The organism is Runella sp. MFBS21, assembly GCF_029433105.1.
GTDB lineage: Bacteria > Bacteroidota > Bacteroidia > Cytophagales > Spirosomataceae > Runella.
The window spans coordinates 162,122-181,463 of the sequence record NZ_JARNTW010000006.1; the positions used below are offsets into that span (position 1 = coordinate 162,122).

Below are 19,342 nucleotides of genomic sequence, written 5' to 3' on the forward strand. Positions count from 1 at the left end.
AATCGACAGTTGTAATACTATCAGCTAAGATCGGGCTAGACCGAATTCTATTTGGGTTTTAATTGTTGACTTCAACTTCAGTTTTTTAATCGGCTTCAGTTGCCGGGCAGACACAGCAACAATTCTAGCACTGCGCCAAGCCTCCAACGTTAGAAGCTATTTTAGGAAAACATCGCAACAGACCACAACTTGATAAAAGAACTTTACATACTTGGTGATTTGGTCAAGGCTCAACCGCGCGGCGGCCACTTCGTTCTTCGATTAAATCCCAAAAGTTTTCGGGATGCTAAAAACTCCCATCGCAAAGCCCCTAACCCTAAGCGGTACAACAAACCTATATTCCTTAAATAGCAACAACGCCTCTATCCTCAAGCGTTTATTTGACTCCACCGCTAGATAATTTTTTAAGTACATCTATTTCATTTTTGCTAACTTGAGGTCAAAATATACCTTTTTGTTAGTAGTATGAAATTGAAACATCTATTAGTAGGCGGAATCGCTTTGTTATCTTCACATTTAGGTTTTTCGCAAGTAGGCGCTTGGCAATTCAACAACTACGCCGGTCTTCAAGGGAGTTATTTAAACCCTGCCTCCTTGAGTGATTCACGGATTGGATGGCAAGTCAATCTAGCCTCTATTTATACACGCGGTGGAGTGAAGGAAGTAGATTATCCAAGCGACTATGTGCTTTTTTCGGGAACATCCCTAAAACTCAATAAACAAACTTGGGCACCCACTTATACGGATGTAAGAGGACCGGGCTTTATGCTTCAATTGCCTAATTCTCACGCCTTTGGAATCACCACTCGCTACCGCGCCGCTAGCCTTAAAATTGGTACTTCTGAGAGTACCAATACTATCAATGGGATTTGGGAAACCGAAGCCTTCAATGAAATTGCGTTGTCGTATGCCCTGCCGGTGTTTTCCCACAAAAATCACCGACTCAGAGCAGGAGCTACTTACAAACTTCTGGGGGGAGTATTTTATGACGGTCTCAATGCCAACGGAAATATCGGAAGCACTGGCTTTTCGGGAAATATTCGTGGGGCATCATCGGGTTTTAATCAGCCGTTTGAATGGTCCCAAATAATTCCCAAAGCAAACGGAGGAGGAGCGTTTGATGTAGGGGTTATTTATGATTTCATTCCCAATCCTGAAAATTATCTCTATAAAATGGACGGGAAAGAACTTTATGATGTCACCGAAAACAAATATTTAGTAAGAGTCGGGTTATCATTGCTAGACAATGGGTCTCTTACTTACAACGGTTTACAATCTCGTGATGCAGCTTTTACTAATCATATCGTACCCACCAAATTTGGTGAAGAAAATTTAGTCAAAGATCTGAGGGGACTTCTTCTTACAGAGGGGACAGCCCAAATGCGCGACAATCTTTCCCGTAAACTTCCTAGTATCTTTACGGCCAATGTGGATGTACGACTAGGCAAAAAGGGCTGGTACCTTAATGCCCTAGTGAATAGCGCAAAAAAAACAGCAAACGCTTATAATCCTTTTTTACTAGCAGCCCTTACCCCTCGAATTGAAAAAGACGGGGCCGAATTTTCGATGCCTGTTAGCTACTGGAGAGATACCAAACAATGGGCCGTAGGGATTCATGTTAAATTAGGAGGGCTGTTTTTTGGCACCGAAAGTATCAATTCTCTTTTTGGCAGCAAAAGCCCCGCGCCTACTATTTATGCAGGTTTCTCAATTCAGGGTTGGGCAAAAAAAATAAAGGATTCTGACGGAGATGCCGTCTCAAACAAACGAGATGAATGCCCCGATTTAGCCGGACTTTGGACTTTCAAAGGTTGCCCCGACCGTGATGGCGACGGTATCAAAGATGCTGATGACCAATGCCCCGAACACCCCGGCCCCAAAGAAACCAACGGCTGCCCCGATTCTGATGGTGACGGTATTTTTGATAAAAATGATGCTTGTCCCAACGCCGCTGGCCCACAAAAATTCAACGGCTGCCCCGACACCGACAATGACGGTATCCCCGATAGTGAAGATGCTTGCCCCGATAAAACTGGCCTAGCAGAATTTGGTGGTTGCCCCGATACTGATGGCGATGGCTTAATGGACAAAGAAGACGAATGCCCAGAGGTAAAAGGCTCTAAACTCTTGCGTGGCTGCCCCGACTCTGACGGCGATGGCATCGCCGACAAAGACGACCGCTGTCCTGACCAAAAAGGCGCTCCTGAACATGGCGGCTGCCCTGATAAAGACAATGACGGCCTAGCCGACAATGCCGACTCATGCCCCGAGGAGGCTGGTTGGAAATCTTTGGACGGATGTTTGCCTAAAGTATTTTTCAAATCCGACCCTGCTCTTAGTACTACACTCAACAATTCACTAAAAACATTATCAACTCAGCTTTTAACAGCTTCGGCCAACGAAGTACCTGATTTGACGGCTATCAAAAACTGGCTTAACGAACATCCTTCCACTACCTTAAATGTGGTATTTGCAGGCCCTAAAGCCGAAAATCTCAAGGCGGAATTGTTGCCAGTACTCCAAAAAACATTGGGTTCGCTGCGATACGAAACTACCGTTGAGCCTCAACTCAGCACCAACGGCTCAGGCATACTCCTCAGATTTATTAATAAACCTTAATTAATCATGAGATTATTACTGCTATTATTATTACCATTTATAATGTGGGGACAAGGGCGAAAACGCCTCCCTAGCCCCATCAATGAAACCGAACATATCGAATATGCTCCCTCTATCAGTGCCGACGGGCGAACACTCATTTTTCAGTCTGACAAATACGGGTTGTTTGTGAATGCTGCAAAGAAAGTCCCTCAAATTAATTCAGAAGGGCGTTCAGATAAAATACTTGATGAATATGAGGCCAACTTTTTTGGAATATATGAGGTAAAACTTCATCCTTCGGGCGAATGGATGAAACCCAACCACATTGCCCCTATCAACGAATACGCCCGCGAAATGATGACGCCCGTTATGGGCGGCCCCAGCATAAGCTACGATGGTAATACTTTGTTCTTTTTTGCCAATTTCGGCAAAAGTGGATACGGTCGAGAAGACATTTACTACTCAGTACGTGAAAAAAACGGCTGGAGCAAGCCTATCAATATCGGCTCCACTATCAACACAGAAGGCTATGAAGGCTTCCCGAGTGTATCACCTGATGGCAAACGGCTGTATTTTACCCGTGAGGATGTTGGTAAAAATGTTAATGGAAAGCAATGTTACCGTATCATGGTATCTGAAAAAGGCCGAAATGGAAAATGGAAACAGCCTTTTGAACTTCCTCCACCGGTCAACTTAGACTGCGAAAAAGCCCCGCGCATCATGGCCGATAGCCGCACGCTAGTGTTTTCTTCCATCAAAAAATCGGGCAAAGGAGATTTTGACCTTTATAAATCAGTATTGCAAGACAACGGCAACTGGTCAGAACCACAACCTTTGGAATTTGTTAATACCAAAAAATCTGACTTGTTTGTGGCCATAAGCCCTTGCGGCGATTTGATGTATTTTGTAAGTAATGGCGATATTTTTACAACCCCCGTTCCGGACGAACTCCGTCCGTTTAAGATTGCCACTGTACAAGGCTATGTTTTAGATTCTCTAACTAAAGCTCCTATTGCGGCCACTATCGTGGTCAAAGAAGTGGCCTCGGGGCAGTCGGTAGCGGTATTAGAAAACAATCCCTCCGACGGACGTTTTACGGCGCTTGTTCCCATTACGGGCGAATACGAACTTTCGGTTAATCTTGCGGAGTTTTTCACAAAAAATATCCTTATCACTAAAGATTTTCACAAAAACTGCGAGGTAATTTCTCGCGATTTTTTGCTTCAAAAATTGCCAAGTACGACCGCGAATCCTCCCTCTCTTGCTACCAACAAAACCTCTAGCTCCTCCACAAATCCTTCTAGACCTACGGTAGCGATTGTGGAGCTAGATACGCCGCTTACTGAAAAGAAAGAAGACACTCCCGTACTTGCTACCAACACGCCTTCCTCACCTCCTACTCCTCCACCCTCCACTACTACGCCTAAAGCATTGGAAGAAGTAGAGCTTGTAGCTGATTCGCCATCTACTCAATCCGTAAAAGTATCTGCTGAAGGACAAAAACCCGATGATAGCAAGTTGATTGTCGAATACGCCCTGATATTGCGGATTGTGGATAAAGAAACCAACGAACTCATTGCCAATCCTCAAGTGATTTTGAAAGACAAAGAAGGCAAACCGATTTCTTTGAAATCCGAAATGTTAAATAATGAGTTTTACATCAAAGTCAAAGAAGGGGACGAATTTGGGCTTACCGTACAAGCCGGTGGTTTTCTGCCTTTTAGTGCCGATATCCCTAAACTGACACAAGACAAACGCGTTACGGTAAAACTTGCCAAAAACTTACCTAGTGTGCTCAATATCGTAATGGTGGATGCACAAACCAATCAGCCTTTGAGTGGAGTAGCTCGTGTCAAATCAGCCACAGGCAAAGAAACGCTCCTTCAAGTCAGCAATGGAAAAGCGCAAGTTTCCCTTACTTCAAATGACAACTTTCAAATCACAGGCGAAACCAAGGGCTATTTTCCCTTGTCTAAAACTTTGCAAGTTGAACTTCCTTCCGAAGGCAACAAAATCTATGATTTAGAGCTTCGTCTTGTATCGGATGAGTATTTTATCACTGCCGAAGCCTACAACATCGAAAATGCCCAACCCATTGCTTCTGCTCGTATTTATGTCTTAGATGCCTCTGGAAAACGTGTATTAGAACTTAACGCTGATGCTACAGGCAAAGCTACTGCCAAGCTACCCTCCAAGGCCAATTATACCGTAGAATGCGTAGCAGAAGGTTTTCAGACTGCCACCCAAACCTTGAAGGATTTGCAGCACCAAACTATCGTACAGTTTAAGCTAGTACCTATCAAGAAAAAAGAAAAGGAGCTAAAACTTATTGTATTGGATGCTTACACGGGCGAAGAACTTAACCTCAAAGCTACCATCAACGGTAAGCCCACTGAGCGACCTACTCCGTTTTTTGTGAAAGGAATAGAAGGTGAACGCTTTGAACTAAAACTATTAGGCGAAGGAATTGACGAAAAACCCATTGCTTTTGCCTTTGTGGATTCGCTCATCAATCGTACAAGTCTTACCTTGCGTGTACCCAGGTCTACGTATGAGTTTGATTTTGGAGTGGTATCTCGCAAAGACCGAGGTGTCGTAGCCAAAGCACAATTGAAAGTGATAGATTTACAAACCAAAGCCGAGGTACCTGTATCTCTTGCCAACGGTAAATTCAAATATTCATTACAGCCTACCAAACAATACGCGCTGCAAATCAAAGCAGATGGTTTTGAAGACTTCAACACCCGTATCGAAACCCTTAAGTGGATTTCGGATGGAGAGTTGGAGAAAACCTTTGTTTTAATCCCCAAAATTGTACAAACTCCTCCTCCTGCTTCTTCGGTAGCTAGTAGTCCTACGGTCATCGAATCCAAGACTTTTGGTAAGATTGAAAAAGGAAAGGCAATCATCCTCAAAAACATTTATTTTGACCAAAGTAGCCCCGTTTTACGTACCGATTCTTATCCAGAATTAGATGCCCTTGCAGAAGTGATGAACCAAAACCCTTCGATTCGCATCGAAATTAAAGGCCATACCGACAATGTCGGAGATTTTGATTTGAATGTAAAACTTTCCAAGGAGCGTTGCCAGTCAGTAGAAGCCTATTTGATTCAAAAAGGAATCACTAAAGAGCGGTTGCAAAGTGTAGGAAGAGGGAGCCTCGACCCTATCGCACCTAATACGAGCGAAGAAAACAAGAAAAAAAATCGTCGTGTAGAGTTTACCGTACTTTAGGGAGGGGCATTTGCGTAACTTTGCCGTATGCACTTATACATTCATATTCCTTTTTGTAAACAAGCTTGTCACTATTGCGACTTTCATTTTAGTACAAACCTAAAGTCAAAGAACAATTTGGTGACCGCTATTTGTCATGAAATCGCGCTTCAAAAAGATTATTTACCCCACAATACCCTCCAAACTATTTACTTTGGAGGTGGTACACCTTCCTTGCTTACTGTCGAAGAATTAGGGAAAATTTTTGAGACTATTCACCTTTATTTTCAGGTAGAAACGGATGCCGAGATTACGCTTGAAGCCAATCCTGATGATTTGAGTTATAAAAAGCTAATATCGTTGAAACCCTTCGTAAATCGGCTCAGTATAGGCCTACAGTCTTTTCATGAGCCTTATTTGCGATTTATGAACCGCGCTCATGATGCCTCACAATCTTATTCAAGTGTCAAGCTAGCACAAGACTGTGGTTTCGACAACCTGACGATTGATTTGATTTATGGCATGAGTGAAAAACATTTAGGCATTTCGTCCTCCACGGATAGTGACGACATTCGCCTATGGGAAAAGGATTTGGAAATGGCCGTAGGGCTTGGAACGCCCCATATTTCGGCTTATAATCTGACCATTGAGCCTCAAACAGCCTTGGGAAACTGGTTAAGGAAAGGCAAAATCCAGGGTGTAGAAGAGGAACTATCAGCGCGTCATTTTGAGCTTATGGTAGCGTATTTAGAAAATCATCATTTTGAGCAATACGAGATTTCAAATTTTGCTCGAAATCATCAGTATGCTATCCATAATAGTAGCTATTGGAAGCGCCGCCCCTACCTCGGCATTGGGCCAAGTGCTCATTCTTTCAATGGTAGCACACGTCAGTATAATATCTCTAATAACATACAGTATCTCAAATCACTACAAACAGGAACCCTCAATTTCGAAATAGAAGTACTTACTCCCTTCGACCAAGTAAACGATTATATTCTGACAAGTCTCCGTACGATTTGGGGGTGTGATTTGGGTATTATTCAGGAAATTTCAGGAATAAACTTCCTAGAAGTACAAAAACATTACCTCAAGTCGTTTGTTGAAAAAGAATGGCTTTACTTAGATAACAATAAACTCTTTCTCACTCGTACAGGGAGACTTTTTGCCGACCGTATTGCTGCCGACTTGTTTTTGGTTTGAAAGATTCTCCCTTTTTTTCCGATTTTTGTATTTAGAAATACTAAAACTCGCTCTAACCCTCTGATATGGCTGTCAATCGAATTCGCCCTACTACTGCTCCTTCTCCCAAATCTACTCCCACTCGTAGCTGGAAATCAGTAGTAACTCGTATTGTTTTGAAAGGTATGTTGTACTTTTTTATTGGGTCAGTCCTTTGGGTTACGGTTCTCAAATTTGTTCCTGTATGGGTCACTCCCCTCATGATAGCCCGCAAAATAGAAGCAATCGCCGATGGCCGTGATAGTAAAATTTATTCTGATTGGACTTCGTTCGACGAGATGTCAAAAGAAGCTCCTTTGTCGGTTGTTTCTTCCGAAGACCAGCTTTTTCCTGAGCATTGGGGGTTTGATTTCAAATCTATGAACAATGCGTTTAGATACAACCTTAAAGGAAAAAAAATCAGGGGAGCGAGTACAATCTCCCAACAAGTAGCCAAAAATGTATTTTTGTGGCAAGGGCGTAGTTACATCCGAAAAGGATTAGAAGCTTATTTTACGCTGTTGATTGAAGTGATTTGGGGCAAAAAACGCATCTTAGAAGTTTATCTTAATGTCGCCGAAACTGGCAAAATGACGTTTGGGTATGAAGCTGCCTCCCAACGTTTTTTTAATAAATCTGCCTCCGCACTCACCCGTACAGAAGCAGCGCGAATTGCAGCGGTTTTGCCCAGTCCGCTGCGATTTTCCGCCAAAAATCCTTCCAATTATGTCCAGAAGCGTACACAACAAATAGCCCGTCAAATGCGTATGCTTGGACGCGATTACATTGCCAGCCTATAAACTTTTGTTTACTAAAAACAGCCATTCATTTACAAATAATTATTTTATAAGATTCTTTCTTTTTTTTAGAATTTTTTGGCATAGTTATTGAGCATAACTTCTGCGTACCCTACATATGAAGAATTCATTTAGCCTTATGATTTATTACTTGCCATTATTTTGATTAATGTGGCAATTGTCAATCGAGGCTCACTAAGAATTCTGAAAAACGTCAAAAGCCCAGAATAAAGGGCTTTTCAAATTATCGACACATTTCACAAGTTTTTAGTAGTAGGGTATGATAGTACATTTAAAGTATATTGTTTGGCTAGCGATAGCTGCTTGTATTTTGCTTTCCCCAAAGGCAAAAGGACAAACAATTCCTTGTGGTAACCCTCATGAATCACAAAGCAGCATCGTAGAGAGAGAAAAATTACTTTTAAAGGTAAAACAACAGCTTGCCAAAAACTTTGAAATAGCCAACCATACTGTACAATATATCCCTATCAAAGCACATATTTTACGGCTTTCGAATGGAACTGGTGGCCTATCTTTAGTTGACTTAAACAAAGCTCTTAATCAAGCTAATACTTACTTCATCAATATTAATATTCAATTTTATTTTTGCGGTACGGTCAACTACATCAACAATAGCGCCTTTTTTGATTTTAATACAGCCGATGAAGGTACCCTATGCGCTGCAAATGATGTCCCCAATGCCCTCAATTTATACTTCCCCAACACTATCCAATTTGGGTCATTAGCGGTTTCTGGATACGCATATATGCCTAGTACTTTAAGTGTAAGTAATAGGGTTTTTGTTCAAGCCAGCAATGCTACTGACACCCGAACTCTTGTCCACGAATTAGGGCATTATTTCAACCTTTTACATACTTTTCAAAATAGCACAGCAAGTAATCTCACTGAAAGAGAGTATGTGACACGTGATCCGCTCCAAGGTGCAAACTGCGCTACCACTGGCGATTTGCTCTGTGACACACCTGCTGACCCATTCGGAAGAGATTCATTAAGTTTGTTTGGTTGTAGTTTTCAAGGAACAGCCCGCGATCCTCAAGGAAACCTATACAACCCTTCACTCTCCAATATCATGTCTTATTACCCCATTACATGCGGAAATGTTTTTACTAATGGGCAGTATACCCGAATGCAAGATGGATTACTTCTTCGCACTTATGGCGGCAATCAGTATACACTTACATGTGGGCCACTCGTAACAGGCATCAATGTCCCTAGCAATCTCACTGCCACCATAGGAATGTCTGGCATATCACTTTCATTTACTGACAACTCCTCCAATGAAACAGGGTTTATTATAGAACGCTCAAGTGTCTCAAACACAGAAGGATTTATCCCCATTGCAGGGTTAGCGCCCAATGTGACTACATTTTTGGATCAGACTACTACTGCTTTTACAACTTACTTTTATAGAGTCAAGGCTTCTAACTCTACCGACCAGTACAGTAGTGTCTATATGATTTCGACAGCACTTAACTATTGTCAAGCCACTTATAATACGCTGTGTGATCCTACCCCTGTTTTGATTGATGACTTTGAACTAAAACAAGGGTCTACTTTTATCATCAATCACCCCAATACCAATTGCTCTCCTAGCAATTATGGTGATTTTACTAGTACCAACTACAATGTAGTGGCTGGAACTACTTACACTTTTTTTGCCAGAGCGACTCACAATGGCAGTGGTCTTTTTTATGACCAACATCTATCTGTGTGGATAGATTGGGATAGAGATGGCTTATTTGAACTAGAAGAACGGGTGTATAGGAGTGATAGTATTCCTCAAATGCCTCGGATGAACCCTACTGCATCTGGTTCCTTTACGATTCCCATAGCAGTATCGGCGGGAGTAGTCAGAATGCGTGTAAGATCTACTTACAATTTCGGTCCTAGTAGTGCGCTTATTCCACCATGTGGCCTTTTAGATTTTGGAGAAGTTCACGATTATAGCCTAATGGTGGCAGCCGCACCTCCTCCTACTATTACTACCACTTCCGTTAGTCCAAGTACTGTATGTGCAGGACAAACTATCAGTGTGAGCTTTACTACTACCAATTTACCCTCAGCGACCTATGTAGTACAGCTTTCTGACCTTAACGGCAACAATTTCGCTAATATTCCTACAACAGGTAGCAGCAGCCCATTGACTGCAACCCTTCCTCCTTCTACCCCATCCGGCACAGGGTATAAAGTAAAAGTAAATGCCATATCGCCAGTAGTAGTCGGAAGTGAAACGAGTAGCTTCACTATCAACGCACTCCCTTCAGCTCCGACAGCTATGACCCCTATTGCTTACTGTCAAAATCAAACTGCTTTACCTTTATCTGCCTCGGGCTCCAACCTCAAATGGTATACTATTGCCATTGGGGGAGTAGGAAATCCCACCGCACCTACTCCCATTACAACTAGTGCAGGGACAATCAGCTATTGGGTATCACAAACAGTCAATAATTGCGAAAGCTCTCGTAGCCAAATTGATGTGATTACTTTTGCAACCCCACCTCCCCCTACTATTACAAGCCCTGTTAACTATACCCAAGGTCAAACAGCGGTTCCACTAACAGCCACAGGACAAAATCTGAAATGGTATAATGTATTCTCAGGAGGAACAGCTTTACCATCTGCTCCTACACCTTCCACAGCTACCACAGGTACCGCAAACTATTATGTATCACAGACTATCAACAATTGTGAAGGCCCTCGAGCTTTGATTCAAGTAAACGTAAGCGCACCTACTTATGAGGTTGCTTGTCCTACCATAAAAGTTTATTTGGAAGGTTTGTGGAATGGCTCTCAAATGCCTTCTCTTCTAAATCAAAAAGGGTTATTGCCTGGGCAAACTCCTACTGATACTTCTTTAGGAGTACCAACTCCCGCAGGACAGCCTTACTCCTCAGCCCCGTGGTTCTATCCCGGTAATGAGTCTGTAGCTTCTTATAATAGCAACGTGGTAGATTGGGTGCTTTTATCTTTACGTACCAATGTCTCAGATACTAGTTCAAAGGTATATGAGACGGCAGCATTACTTCGTAACAATGGTGAGGTGAGCTTAGTTTCTGCCTGCCCTCTGCTCAACCCGTCGCTTTCTTATTATGTTGTCATTGAGCATCGAAACCACATAGGAGCTGCTTCGCACCAACCTATTTCAATTGTAGACAACAAAATCACTTATGATTTTACACAGCAACAATCTTATATACCAATCAACATCCCTGCATCAGGACAGAAAAAAATCGGATTAGTATATTGTCTATACGCTGGAGATGCTAGAAAAAATAGTTTTTCAGAAATAAATGCCAATGACTCGTCTCAATGGCGTATTGATAATGGAAAATTTTCAAGGTATTTATCAACTGATTACAATCTAAATGGCGACATTAATGCAATCGACGACATACTATGGCGTGTCAATAATGGAAAATTCTCAGGAGTCAACTTTTGATTGGCATGAAAATTGCTTCAATATACCTAATAGATACTTTTGGAGCCCTCAAAAATTGAACCATATTTTCAATTCATCAAATATGAAAAAATTCTTCACTTTTTCTTTTTTCGCAGTCGCTCTGTTTTTTTCGGCACTGCTACAAGCTCAAAATTCTCCGGGAAGATATGAGGTAAGACTTGTACATGGAGCCTACAATTGTGCCAAAGACTCTGTAGTTGTCTGTGTAGAAATCCGCGCTACCTCTCCCGATAGTGCTTTTGTGATGGGCAATGCCAACTTTTTATTAATTTATCAAAACAACCAGCTTAGTACTCCTGTCATTAGAAGTAGAGGAGCCTTTAGTGGAGGATCATACGCCACGATGACCATCACCAGAACCGACGGAGATCCTACCAGTGCTTTAAGTATCAATGTAGTTAATACGGACATAGGAGGAGCCGGAACAACCGTAGATACCAACTGGAAAAACATCGGATGCATTGCTTTTAGTACCGCTGGCAATACAAGTAAATGCTATAATCTTACTCTAAGTGCATCTAACCCTGCCACTATTGTGACACGAGCTTACGAAAACCCCGGTGACCCAGAGGGAGTATCTCTTACCCAAGAGATAACTCAGGGTACTCTCACCTCTATTACCAATCAATGTCCTGCCAATCCTACGGTAGCGCTCTCAGGAGGCGGTACAATCAACTCAGGGGAAAATGCTACCCTGACAGTTACCTCTCAAAATAACGTATTGCCAGCCCAAGTTACTTTATCAGGAAATATTCAAGTAACGTTGACAGCTCAAGAACCTACTAAAAATATTTTAGTATCACCCAACACTAATACCACTTATGAAATTGTCAGTGTAACGGGTGATTGCGGTGCTGGTACAGGACAAGGAACCGCTACAGTATCAGTAACGATACCTCAGAATTGCCCACCTGCCAAATGTATTCCTATTGTCACTAGAATAGTCAAGTAGTTTATCCCCTAAATATACCGAGTAAGTAAGTGGCTGCTTTCATAGGCAGCCATTTGCCATTTTTAATATACTCTTCCATTTGAGGGAGCGTATTTATAATATCTTTATTTTGATAAAATTGCTCTTCGAGAGACTGCCGAATAAGCGCATGCAACCATTCTAGATTTTGCTCTTGACGATGTGTGTTATAAAATCCATTAGCCGTAGTAAGTTGCATATATTGCTCTATCATCGCCCAAACCTCTGCAATTCCCTGCTTTTCTAAAGCGGAAGACGTTAATACTTTGGGAGACCATCCATTGGCAGGAGACATCAATAAGTGAAATGCATTTTGGTATTCTAGTACTGCCCTCTGTGCAGCAGCTTTGTTTTCACCGTCAGCTTTTGTAATCACAATTGCATCGGCCATTTCCATGATGCCTTTTTTAATACCTTGTAGTTCATCACCTGCTCCCGCCAACATGAGAAGTAAAAAAAAGTCAACCATTCCTTTGACCAATGTTTCGGATTGACCTACCCCCACAGTTTCTACCAAAACCACTTCAAAACCCGCTGCTTCACACAACAATATGGTTTCTCTTGTTTTATTGGCAACTCCCCCCAACGACCCACTAGACGGCGAAGGGCGAATATATGCCATAGGGTCATGAGCCAACTCTTCCATACGAGTTTTATCTCCCATAATACTCCCCTTTGTGAGCTGGCTTGTGGGGTCTATAGCTAAAACAGCAAGTTTCTTGCCTTGTTGTGTAAGGTGTTTACCAAAAGTTTCAATAAAAGTGCTTTTACCTACGCCCGGCACACCCGTAATACCGACCCGAACCGACCGACCACTATGAGGTAATATTTGCGCTAATACGGCCTGTGCAAGTTCCTTATCAGAAGAAAGTTGACTTTCTACCAAAGTAATCGCACGACTTAGTACAAGGCGGTTTCCCGTCAATACTCCTTCTACATAGGCTTCGATAGAAAGGCGATTTCGGACCAAAAGTAGGAAATGTTTGTTTGGAAAATTACAAAGATAGTAGCTAAGGAAAGCTTCTAAACTAATCTTCGGTAGAAGCTTGCTTCAGAAGAATACTTTCTGCCCAAAGCATATCATCCGAAGTAGTGATTTTGATGTTTTCGTAGTCACCTTCTACAAGAGTAATAGGATAACCTGCAAAATCCAACACACTAGCGCAATCGGTAAAAGTAGATTGTTCTTCTTTTTCAAAGGCAGTTCTCATCCAATCAAGCCTGAATGTCTGGGGAGTCTGAACTAGTCGATAAGCACTGCGATTTACGGCTTGATTAGAACCGTCTTCATTCATTATCCTTACCGAATCTTTGAGAGGAACGCAAGTCACCGCGGCACCATGCAACTGGGCCGTTTCAAAACTTTTACGGATAATTTCCGAAGTCACAAAGGGTCGTACGCCATCGTGGACTGCTACTACTCCTTCTTTGGAGCTGATTCTTTTCAAACCATTTTTGACAGATTGGAAACGGGTATTCCCCCCAGTCACCGTCATAATTGGAGGATAAAATTGGTGTTTATCACAAAGCGCATACCACATTTTCATGGCGTTGGCAGGTAGCACCAAAATCACTTGAAGGGAAAAATCGTAGGAAAGGAATTTTTCGATAGTATGCATCAAAATAGGCTTTCCGCCTATGAGCATAAACTGCTTGGGGGTTTTGCTGCCCATTCGGGTGCCACTTCCGCCTGCTACAATAATGGCAAATTTGGTCATAAAAAAGTCGTTGGTTAACAGTCGTTCGTCAAAATACTTAACTAAAGGACTTATTGACCAACGACTAAAAACTTAAATAATAAGCATTGCGTCGCCGTAGCTAAAAAACTTATATTTCTCTTTCATCGCTACGTCATATGCTTCCATGATAAGCTCATGACCTCCAAAAGCGCAAGTCATCATCAGCAAGATAGACTCTGGCAAGTGGAAGTTTGTCAGAAGCGAATTTGATATTTTGAAATCATATGGAGGGAAAATAAACTTATCTGTCCAGCCTTCAAAAGGCTTAACCCGATTATTAGCCGAAACCGATGATTCGAGGGCTTTAAGCGAAGTAGTCCCAATGGCACATACTTTCTTACCTTTGTCCAAAGCTTCGTTTATGACATTGGCCGACGATTCCGTAATCAAGTAGTTTTCAGAATCGGTCTTGTGCTTAGTCAAATCTTCTACATCTACTTGACGAAACGTACCGACTCCCACATGCAACGTAATAGGCGTAAAATTAACGCCTTTGATTTCCATGCGCCGCTGAATCACTTTAGTAAAGTGCATCCCTGCAGTAGGGGCAGCTACCGCTCCTACATGCTGCGCAAAAATCGTTTGATAACGCTCACGGTCAGCATCTTCTACTTTACGTTTAATATCGCGAGGAAGGGGGGTTTCGCCCAGTTCATCAATTGCTTTCATCAATTCCTCATGATTCCCGTCATAAAGAAAACGAATCGTACGACCACGAGAGGTGGTATTGTCGATTACCTCTGCTACTAAGTCGCTATCCCCAAAATAGAGCTTGTTGCCTACTCGGATTTTGCGGGCAGGGTCAACCAACACGTCCCAAAGACGCATTTCACGGTTGAGCTCTCGCAAAAGGAATACTTCGATTTTAGCACCCGTTTTTTCTTTTTGCCCATAAAGGCGTGCCGGAAAAACCTTGGTATCGTTGACAACCATCGTGTCTCCTTCTCCGAAATAGTCAATAATTTCGGAAAATTTTTTGTGTTCTATCTTCTTGGTTTGACGATTTACTACCATTAGACGCGATTCTCCTCGCTCGGCAGGATAGAGCGCAACAAGGCTCTGAGGAAGGTCAAACTTAAACTCGGAAAGTTTCATATATCTTTTTGGCTCAAAGACACCTCAAAAAATTAAGACCGCAAAAGTACTAATAAACTCCTTATTATTAGTAACCTTTGCGTTTTTTTTTGATTAAACGGTTCTTTTATTACCAAATGGCACTTTCAATTAATTTATTGATTGATTTTGATTGCTTTAAGTTAAAAATTATGGTGCAACTACTACATTAAAAGTAACATTGGCATCATCGCTGCCTGGCGTAGCTGTACCATTCTTGACGGCCACTCCTCCTACTGGCGGCTGATGACGAAGCTGTACTTGTAGTGTACCTGTAGCTGCCGAGGTAGTTACGATTTTTCCGGTAAGCCCTATGGGATAGTTACGACTATCTTTATCATCATAGGTGTAAGTCAATAGATTAGCTGGCTGGGGTGTAATCACCACAAGGTGTTCATCTGCTTCTTCTTTTATTTCCTCTGTGATATTATCTACTGGAGTAACACTTTCGTTTAAAAATTCGATTTCTAGCTTATAAGTACGATTTGTTTTTAAACCCACAGAGGCTATTGTAGGTGCATTCCCTCCTTCTCCATCCAAATCTTTCCAATCGAAAGTTTGAGTAGTAGTGGTCCCGTTTTCAGTGAATTTCAGCCGTACTGTAGTGATAAGTTCATTTTCGTCTTCTGGTGCAGGTTCTTCTTTTTTACAACTTGTTACTAATGCAAGCGTCAACACCAAAGCCCAAGAAAAATGTAGTCTATTCATAATGAGTGTGTTTGATTTATTTTTATGTTAGAAATTCCACTTTATTCTTAAAGACACATTCCGTCCTTGCTCTAGTGAGTAGTATCTAAATCGGTTTAGATAATCTCGGTAGGCTGTGTCCAATATGTTTTGTGCTGTTAGACTCCATCCTATGCTTTTATTCCAATCTCCGCCAATCAACACACTCCACAGATGATAAGCCGCTGGAGGATCTACAAAATCGCTATTGGGAGGCACCCGTTTTTGTTGGGCTACCCATAGATGCGTAAGCGATAGATAGAAATTTTCCCATTTGCCTACTTGAGCCCAATTGTATTTTAGGGTATTTTCAATTCTATTGGCTGGGATAAGTACCAAATACCCTTTTTCTTGAAGGTCATAAGCCTTCAAATAGGAAATTTTTGCGGTATGGGTAAGTTTTTTAGGAATGATTTCCCAGCGCGTATCTACATCTACGCCGGTGAAAGAGGCGTTTGTCTGAACATACTTGAAATACGGGAAAGCCCCCCTTACCGTCAAGATAGGTTCGGCTTGAGGCTTTAGATAAATATAATTTTGAATAAGGTTATGATAAATTCCTACTTCTACTTGCCAGTGCTTTCTATTATAATCAATACTCCCGATGAGATTGTACGCCGTTTCGGGTTGCATTTGATCATTTCCTTCTTCATAAGCAGCCGCACCGTGGTGAACTCCTTTGCTATACAATTCATTGGGGCTAGGTGGCCGCCAAGCACTTCCCACATTGACTCTCATCGATAACTCCTCCGTGGCATTCCAAACACTTCCAAGTGTACCAGACCAGCTACTAAACTGATGTTGGCGAGGCGAAAGGGTGCTACCCACAAACTTAAAAATATCTAGCTGCCGCCAATCATATCTAAGTCCAGCCTCCAACTCCCATTGATTACGTACCCATCTTTCAATAACAAATAGACCGATGTTTGCTTGATCAAAATCAGGAATGAGAGGACGCCCATCCGTAAAATTATACTGATACAATCCGCTGAGTCCTATTTGACCATTAATAGCACCTTTGATAGGAGCATGTTCGAAAACCAAATCACTTGTATAAGTAGTAAGTCGAAACAATAATGCAGGTTTGGTAGCCGCTTGAGGTCCATGCAAATCATACTCCGCACGTCGATTAAACTGCCGTCCAAAAGTCCAAGTCAGGCGATTGGCACCTATATTATAAAAAGCTTTAGCTTTCAACAAATCATGGTTAATGAGCTGATTAGGACGTTCTATCTCTCTTTCAAAGGCCGCCTTAATAAAAGGCTCGCCATTTTTGATAACATTCAACAAATCCGAAGTGCTTCCTATATGCGAACCCGAGAATATGCCAATATTGGTATGAAACTGACTATAAAAAACCTCTGCTCCCACTTTGGAGTTTCGGTATCCTGTGGTCAAAGAAAAATTGTGTTCTTTCACACCCGTATTTGCCAAAAAATAATCAGGGGTACGAATATTACCGCCATTTTTGAGCGTACCTTGTATTCTCCACGCCCATCCTTTCCAACTCGAAATCCCTCCCTGCAATGTGCCTGATATTACTCCCATTCGCCCGTTTGAAAAAGCAGCTATATTTGCTTCTCCACTTATCTTTGAATGCTTGGGAAGTTCATCAGGGTCTACCAAAATAACTCCCCCAATCGCATCTGAACCATATCTTACTCCCGACGCCCCCTGAACTACTGTCACTCTTTTTGCCACAAATGGATCTATCTCGGGAGCATGCTCAGAACCCCATTGCTGGCCTTCTTGACGAATGCCATTGTTCATGATAAGGATACGATTGCTATGCAAACCATGTATTACGGGCTTAGCAATAGAGGCTCCTGTTTGTAATAAAGTCACGCCATTGAGTACTTTGAGCGCATCGCCCAGCGTTTGGCCTTGATTTTGTTCTAAAGCTTTCCCTTCTAAAGCAATTGTTTTTTGAGAGAGGGAAGATTGGACCCGATGAGCCGTAATTTCGACATCTTGAAGATGAACTTCTTCTTCGGTAAGATTGATATCCTCTTCGGCACTATGGATTAGCGAAACGCTCGCTTTGACGGTTTTGTAACCTATGATTTTACATTCTATAGTATAATTCCCCTGACAAAGTTTATCTATCTTGTAGCGTCCCTCTGTATCCGTTATGGCATTTCGATTGGTTCCTTCTACGATGAGTATCGCCCCCACAATCGCCTGCCCCGTTTCTCGATCCTTGACAGTTCCTTTAATCAAACAATCGCATGCTTGAGGAGACTGTGCGAAAAGCACATCAACGGTAAATAATCCCAACCACACTGCCCATATGTAAAACAAACGATTCAAACTCTGCTAGTTTTTCTGACAAAGGTAACTCAATTGCAACTATGTTGCAAAAATAAATTCTTAAATAAAAAATCCCATTAGAAATATCATTTAATTTCTAATGGGAAATAGATTACTATTTTTGCTTAGTTACCGTTTTCCTCCGCGTCTGGGGTTCCGTCTTTAGGGCGCTCATAAATGAGCTTCCCCTTATCGTCCCACTCGCTCAACACTACCCCTTCTCCGTCTTCATACCAATATCGAGGGTAACGAGTAATTTTTTTGCGTTGACGACGATACTGATAATATTCATTCCATGTGCCCACTGGCGCGTCATTATCATATTGCCCTTTGACCATGAGCTGCCCTGCGTCATAATACATCAGATAATCTCCTTTGCGCTTACCATATTGTACTGGAATCACTTCTCGAATTTTGGTATGGGCAGAATCATAATATGATACAATAGATTCGGCCGGAAACCCTCGATACCATTTCGTTTTGTCAAGCAGCTTATAGTCTGCGTCATATGCTTCCCAACGTCCGTCTTTGGCTCCTATATAATAATTTCCTTCTTCTACTAAATTGCCTGCTACATAACGTTTATAGGGGCCATGCAGCAAAAGCGCGTTGTCTTTGTCTTTTATTAACGATTTACTCACCATACGATTACGGGGGTCGTACCAGTTGATTTCCAACCCATCATACATTTTTAGAAAGCGATTTTCTTTCAATACGTGAAACTCTATCTGAGTAATCCGATCACCACTCCCCATACTAACAACCTGCTTCACAATCGCTAAGCCTTCATATTCGGTATGATATTTTTTCTTTTTTTGACGACGCGCTTTTTCTTGTTTACGATGTTCTTTGATTTTAAGTCCCAAGTCTGGCAATGTCTCATTAAAAAAACCAACCCCATCCGAAGGCTTGATAGACTTCCCAGCCACAGTGGCACCTACTCCCAAACTAGGAGTGGACACTCCAATTTTTTGGAGCAAACTATCTGCTTCTGCTTTCTTGTCCCGAAATTTTTTAGATTTTTTTTCTGACTTATCAGACACCGTTTGTGCTTGCACTACCGCCAGACTAAAAAGTGCCACTGATACAATTGAAAATAGCTTTAGCATCTTTATCGCTTTTTCTTTTTCCATTTTTTGGTAAATATCGAAACCTCCGTGAAGTGTCAAGC

12 protein-coding genes are annotated in these 19,342 nt (G+C 41.9%); 6 read left to right on the forward strand and 6 right to left on the reverse strand.

Annotated features, from left to right (window positions below; genetic code table 11):
* The first annotated feature begins 465 nt into the window (after positions 1-465).
* The 6 genes from P1X15_RS15040 to P1X15_RS15065 all read left to right on the forward strand — a co-directional run bounded on the left by P1X15_RS15040 (position 466) and on the right by P1X15_RS15065 (position 12,265).
* The gene (locus P1X15_RS15040; protein WP_277338952.1) at positions 466-2,619 is read left to right on the forward strand and encodes a thrombospondin type 3 repeat-containing protein; all 2,154 of its coding nucleotides are present in this window, start codon (positions 466-468) and stop codon (positions 2,617-2,619) included.
* A 6-nt stretch (positions 2,620-2,625) separates the two neighbouring features.
* On the forward strand, positions 2,626-5,835 hold the full coding sequence (locus P1X15_RS15045; RefSeq protein ID WP_277338953.1) for an OmpA family protein: 3,210 nt from the start codon (positions 2,626-2,628) through the stop codon (positions 5,833-5,835).
* Positions 5,836-5,862: 27 nt separating this feature from the next.
* Positions 5,863-7,017 carry a radical SAM family heme chaperone HemW gene (hemW, locus tag P1X15_RS15050; protein ID WP_277338954.1) on the forward strand — a complete coding sequence of 385 codons (1,155 nt, stop codon included), beginning with the start codon at positions 5,863-5,865 and terminating at the stop codon, positions 7,015-7,017.
* Between the two features lie 65 nt (positions 7,018-7,082).
* Positions 7,083-7,835, forward strand: coding sequence for a monofunctional biosynthetic peptidoglycan transglycosylase (gene mtgA / locus P1X15_RS15055; protein ID WP_277338955.1), 753 nt, complete (start codon positions 7,083-7,085; stop codon positions 7,833-7,835).
* 277 nt (positions 7,836-8,112) lie between these two features.
* Positions 8,113-11,292, forward strand: coding sequence for a GEVED domain-containing protein (locus P1X15_RS15060; RefSeq protein ID WP_277338956.1), 3,180 nt, complete (start codon positions 8,113-8,115; stop codon positions 11,290-11,292).
* A gap of 82 nt (positions 11,293-11,374) precedes the next feature.
* Positions 11,375-12,265 carry a hypothetical protein gene (locus P1X15_RS15065; RefSeq protein WP_277338957.1) on the forward strand — a complete coding sequence of 297 codons (891 nt, stop codon included), beginning with the start codon at positions 11,375-11,377 and terminating at the stop codon, positions 12,263-12,265.
* A 1-nt stretch (position 12,266) separates the two neighbouring features.
* Here P1X15_RS15065 and meaB read toward each other — a convergent pair whose 3' ends face one another.
* The 6 genes from meaB to P1X15_RS15095 all read right to left on the reverse strand — a co-directional run bounded on the left by meaB (position 12,267) and on the right by P1X15_RS15095 (position 19,304).
* Positions 12,267-13,253, reverse strand: coding sequence for a methylmalonyl Co-A mutase-associated GTPase MeaB (gene meaB, locus P1X15_RS15070; protein WP_277338958.1), 987 nt, complete (start codon positions 13,251-13,253; stop codon positions 12,267-12,269).
* A 58-nt stretch (positions 13,254-13,311) separates the two neighbouring features.
* A complete protein-coding gene (locus P1X15_RS15075) occupies positions 13,312-14,001 on the reverse strand; it encodes a 2-C-methyl-D-erythritol 4-phosphate cytidylyltransferase (protein WP_277338959.1) in 690 nt (229 codons plus the stop codon).
* 72 nt (positions 14,002-14,073) lie between these two features.
* Positions 14,074-15,117, reverse strand: a complete 1,044-nt coding sequence (gene queA / locus P1X15_RS15080; protein ID WP_277338960.1) for a tRNA preQ1(34) S-adenosylmethionine ribosyltransferase-isomerase QueA — start codon at positions 15,115-15,117, stop codon at positions 14,074-14,076.
* A gap of 168 nt (positions 15,118-15,285) precedes the next feature.
* A complete protein-coding gene (locus tag P1X15_RS15085) occupies positions 15,286-15,843 on the reverse strand; it encodes a hypothetical protein (protein ID WP_277338961.1) in 558 nt (185 codons plus the stop codon).
* 27 nt (positions 15,844-15,870) lie between these two features.
* Positions 15,871-18,171: a TonB-dependent receptor gene (locus tag P1X15_RS15090; RefSeq protein ID WP_277338962.1), complete on the reverse strand. Its 2,301-nt coding sequence runs from the start codon at positions 18,169-18,171 to the stop codon at positions 15,871-15,873.
* 125 nt (positions 18,172-18,296) lie between these two features.
* Positions 18,297-19,304 carry a toxin-antitoxin system YwqK family antitoxin gene (locus tag P1X15_RS15095; RefSeq protein WP_277338963.1) on the reverse strand — a complete coding sequence of 336 codons (1,008 nt, stop codon included), beginning with the start codon at positions 19,302-19,304 and terminating at the stop codon, positions 18,297-18,299.
* Between the last annotated feature and the right edge of the window lie 38 nt (positions 19,305-19,342).

Bases quoted from the DNA above. Each gene is read 5' to 3' on its own strand.
- hemW (WP_277338954.1), top strand. From the start codon at position 5,863: ATGCACTTATACATTCATATTCCTTTTTGTAAACAAGCTTGTCACTAT.
- P1X15_RS15085 (WP_277338961.1), bottom strand. From the start codon at position 15,843: ATGAATAGACTACATTTTTCTTGGGCTTTGGTGTTGACGCTTGCATTA.
- P1X15_RS15040 (WP_277338952.1), top strand. From the start codon at position 466: ATGAAATTGAAACATCTATTAGTAGGCGGAATCGCTTTGTTATCTTCA.
- P1X15_RS15075 (WP_277338959.1), bottom strand. From the start codon at position 14,001: ATGACCAAATTTGCCATTATTGTAGCAGGCGGAAGTGGCACCCGAATG.
- P1X15_RS15060 (WP_277338956.1), top strand. From the start codon at position 8,113: ATGATAGTACATTTAAAGTATATTGTTTGGCTAGCGATAGCTGCTTGT.
- P1X15_RS15065 (WP_277338957.1), top strand. From the start codon at position 11,375: ATGAAAAAATTCTTCACTTTTTCTTTTTTCGCAGTCGCTCTGTTTTTT.
- P1X15_RS15045 (WP_277338953.1), top strand. From the start codon at position 2,626: ATGAGATTATTACTGCTATTATTATTACCATTTATAATGTGGGGACAA.
- mtgA (WP_277338955.1), top strand. From the start codon at position 7,083: ATGGCTGTCAATCGAATTCGCCCTACTACTGCTCCTTCTCCCAAATCT.
- queA (WP_277338960.1), bottom strand. From the start codon at position 15,117: ATGAAACTTTCCGAGTTTAAGTTTGACCTTCCTCAGAGCCTTGTTGCG.
- P1X15_RS15095 (WP_277338963.1), bottom strand. From the start codon at position 19,304: ATGGAAAAAGAAAAAGCGATAAAGATGCTAAAGCTATTTTCAATTGTA.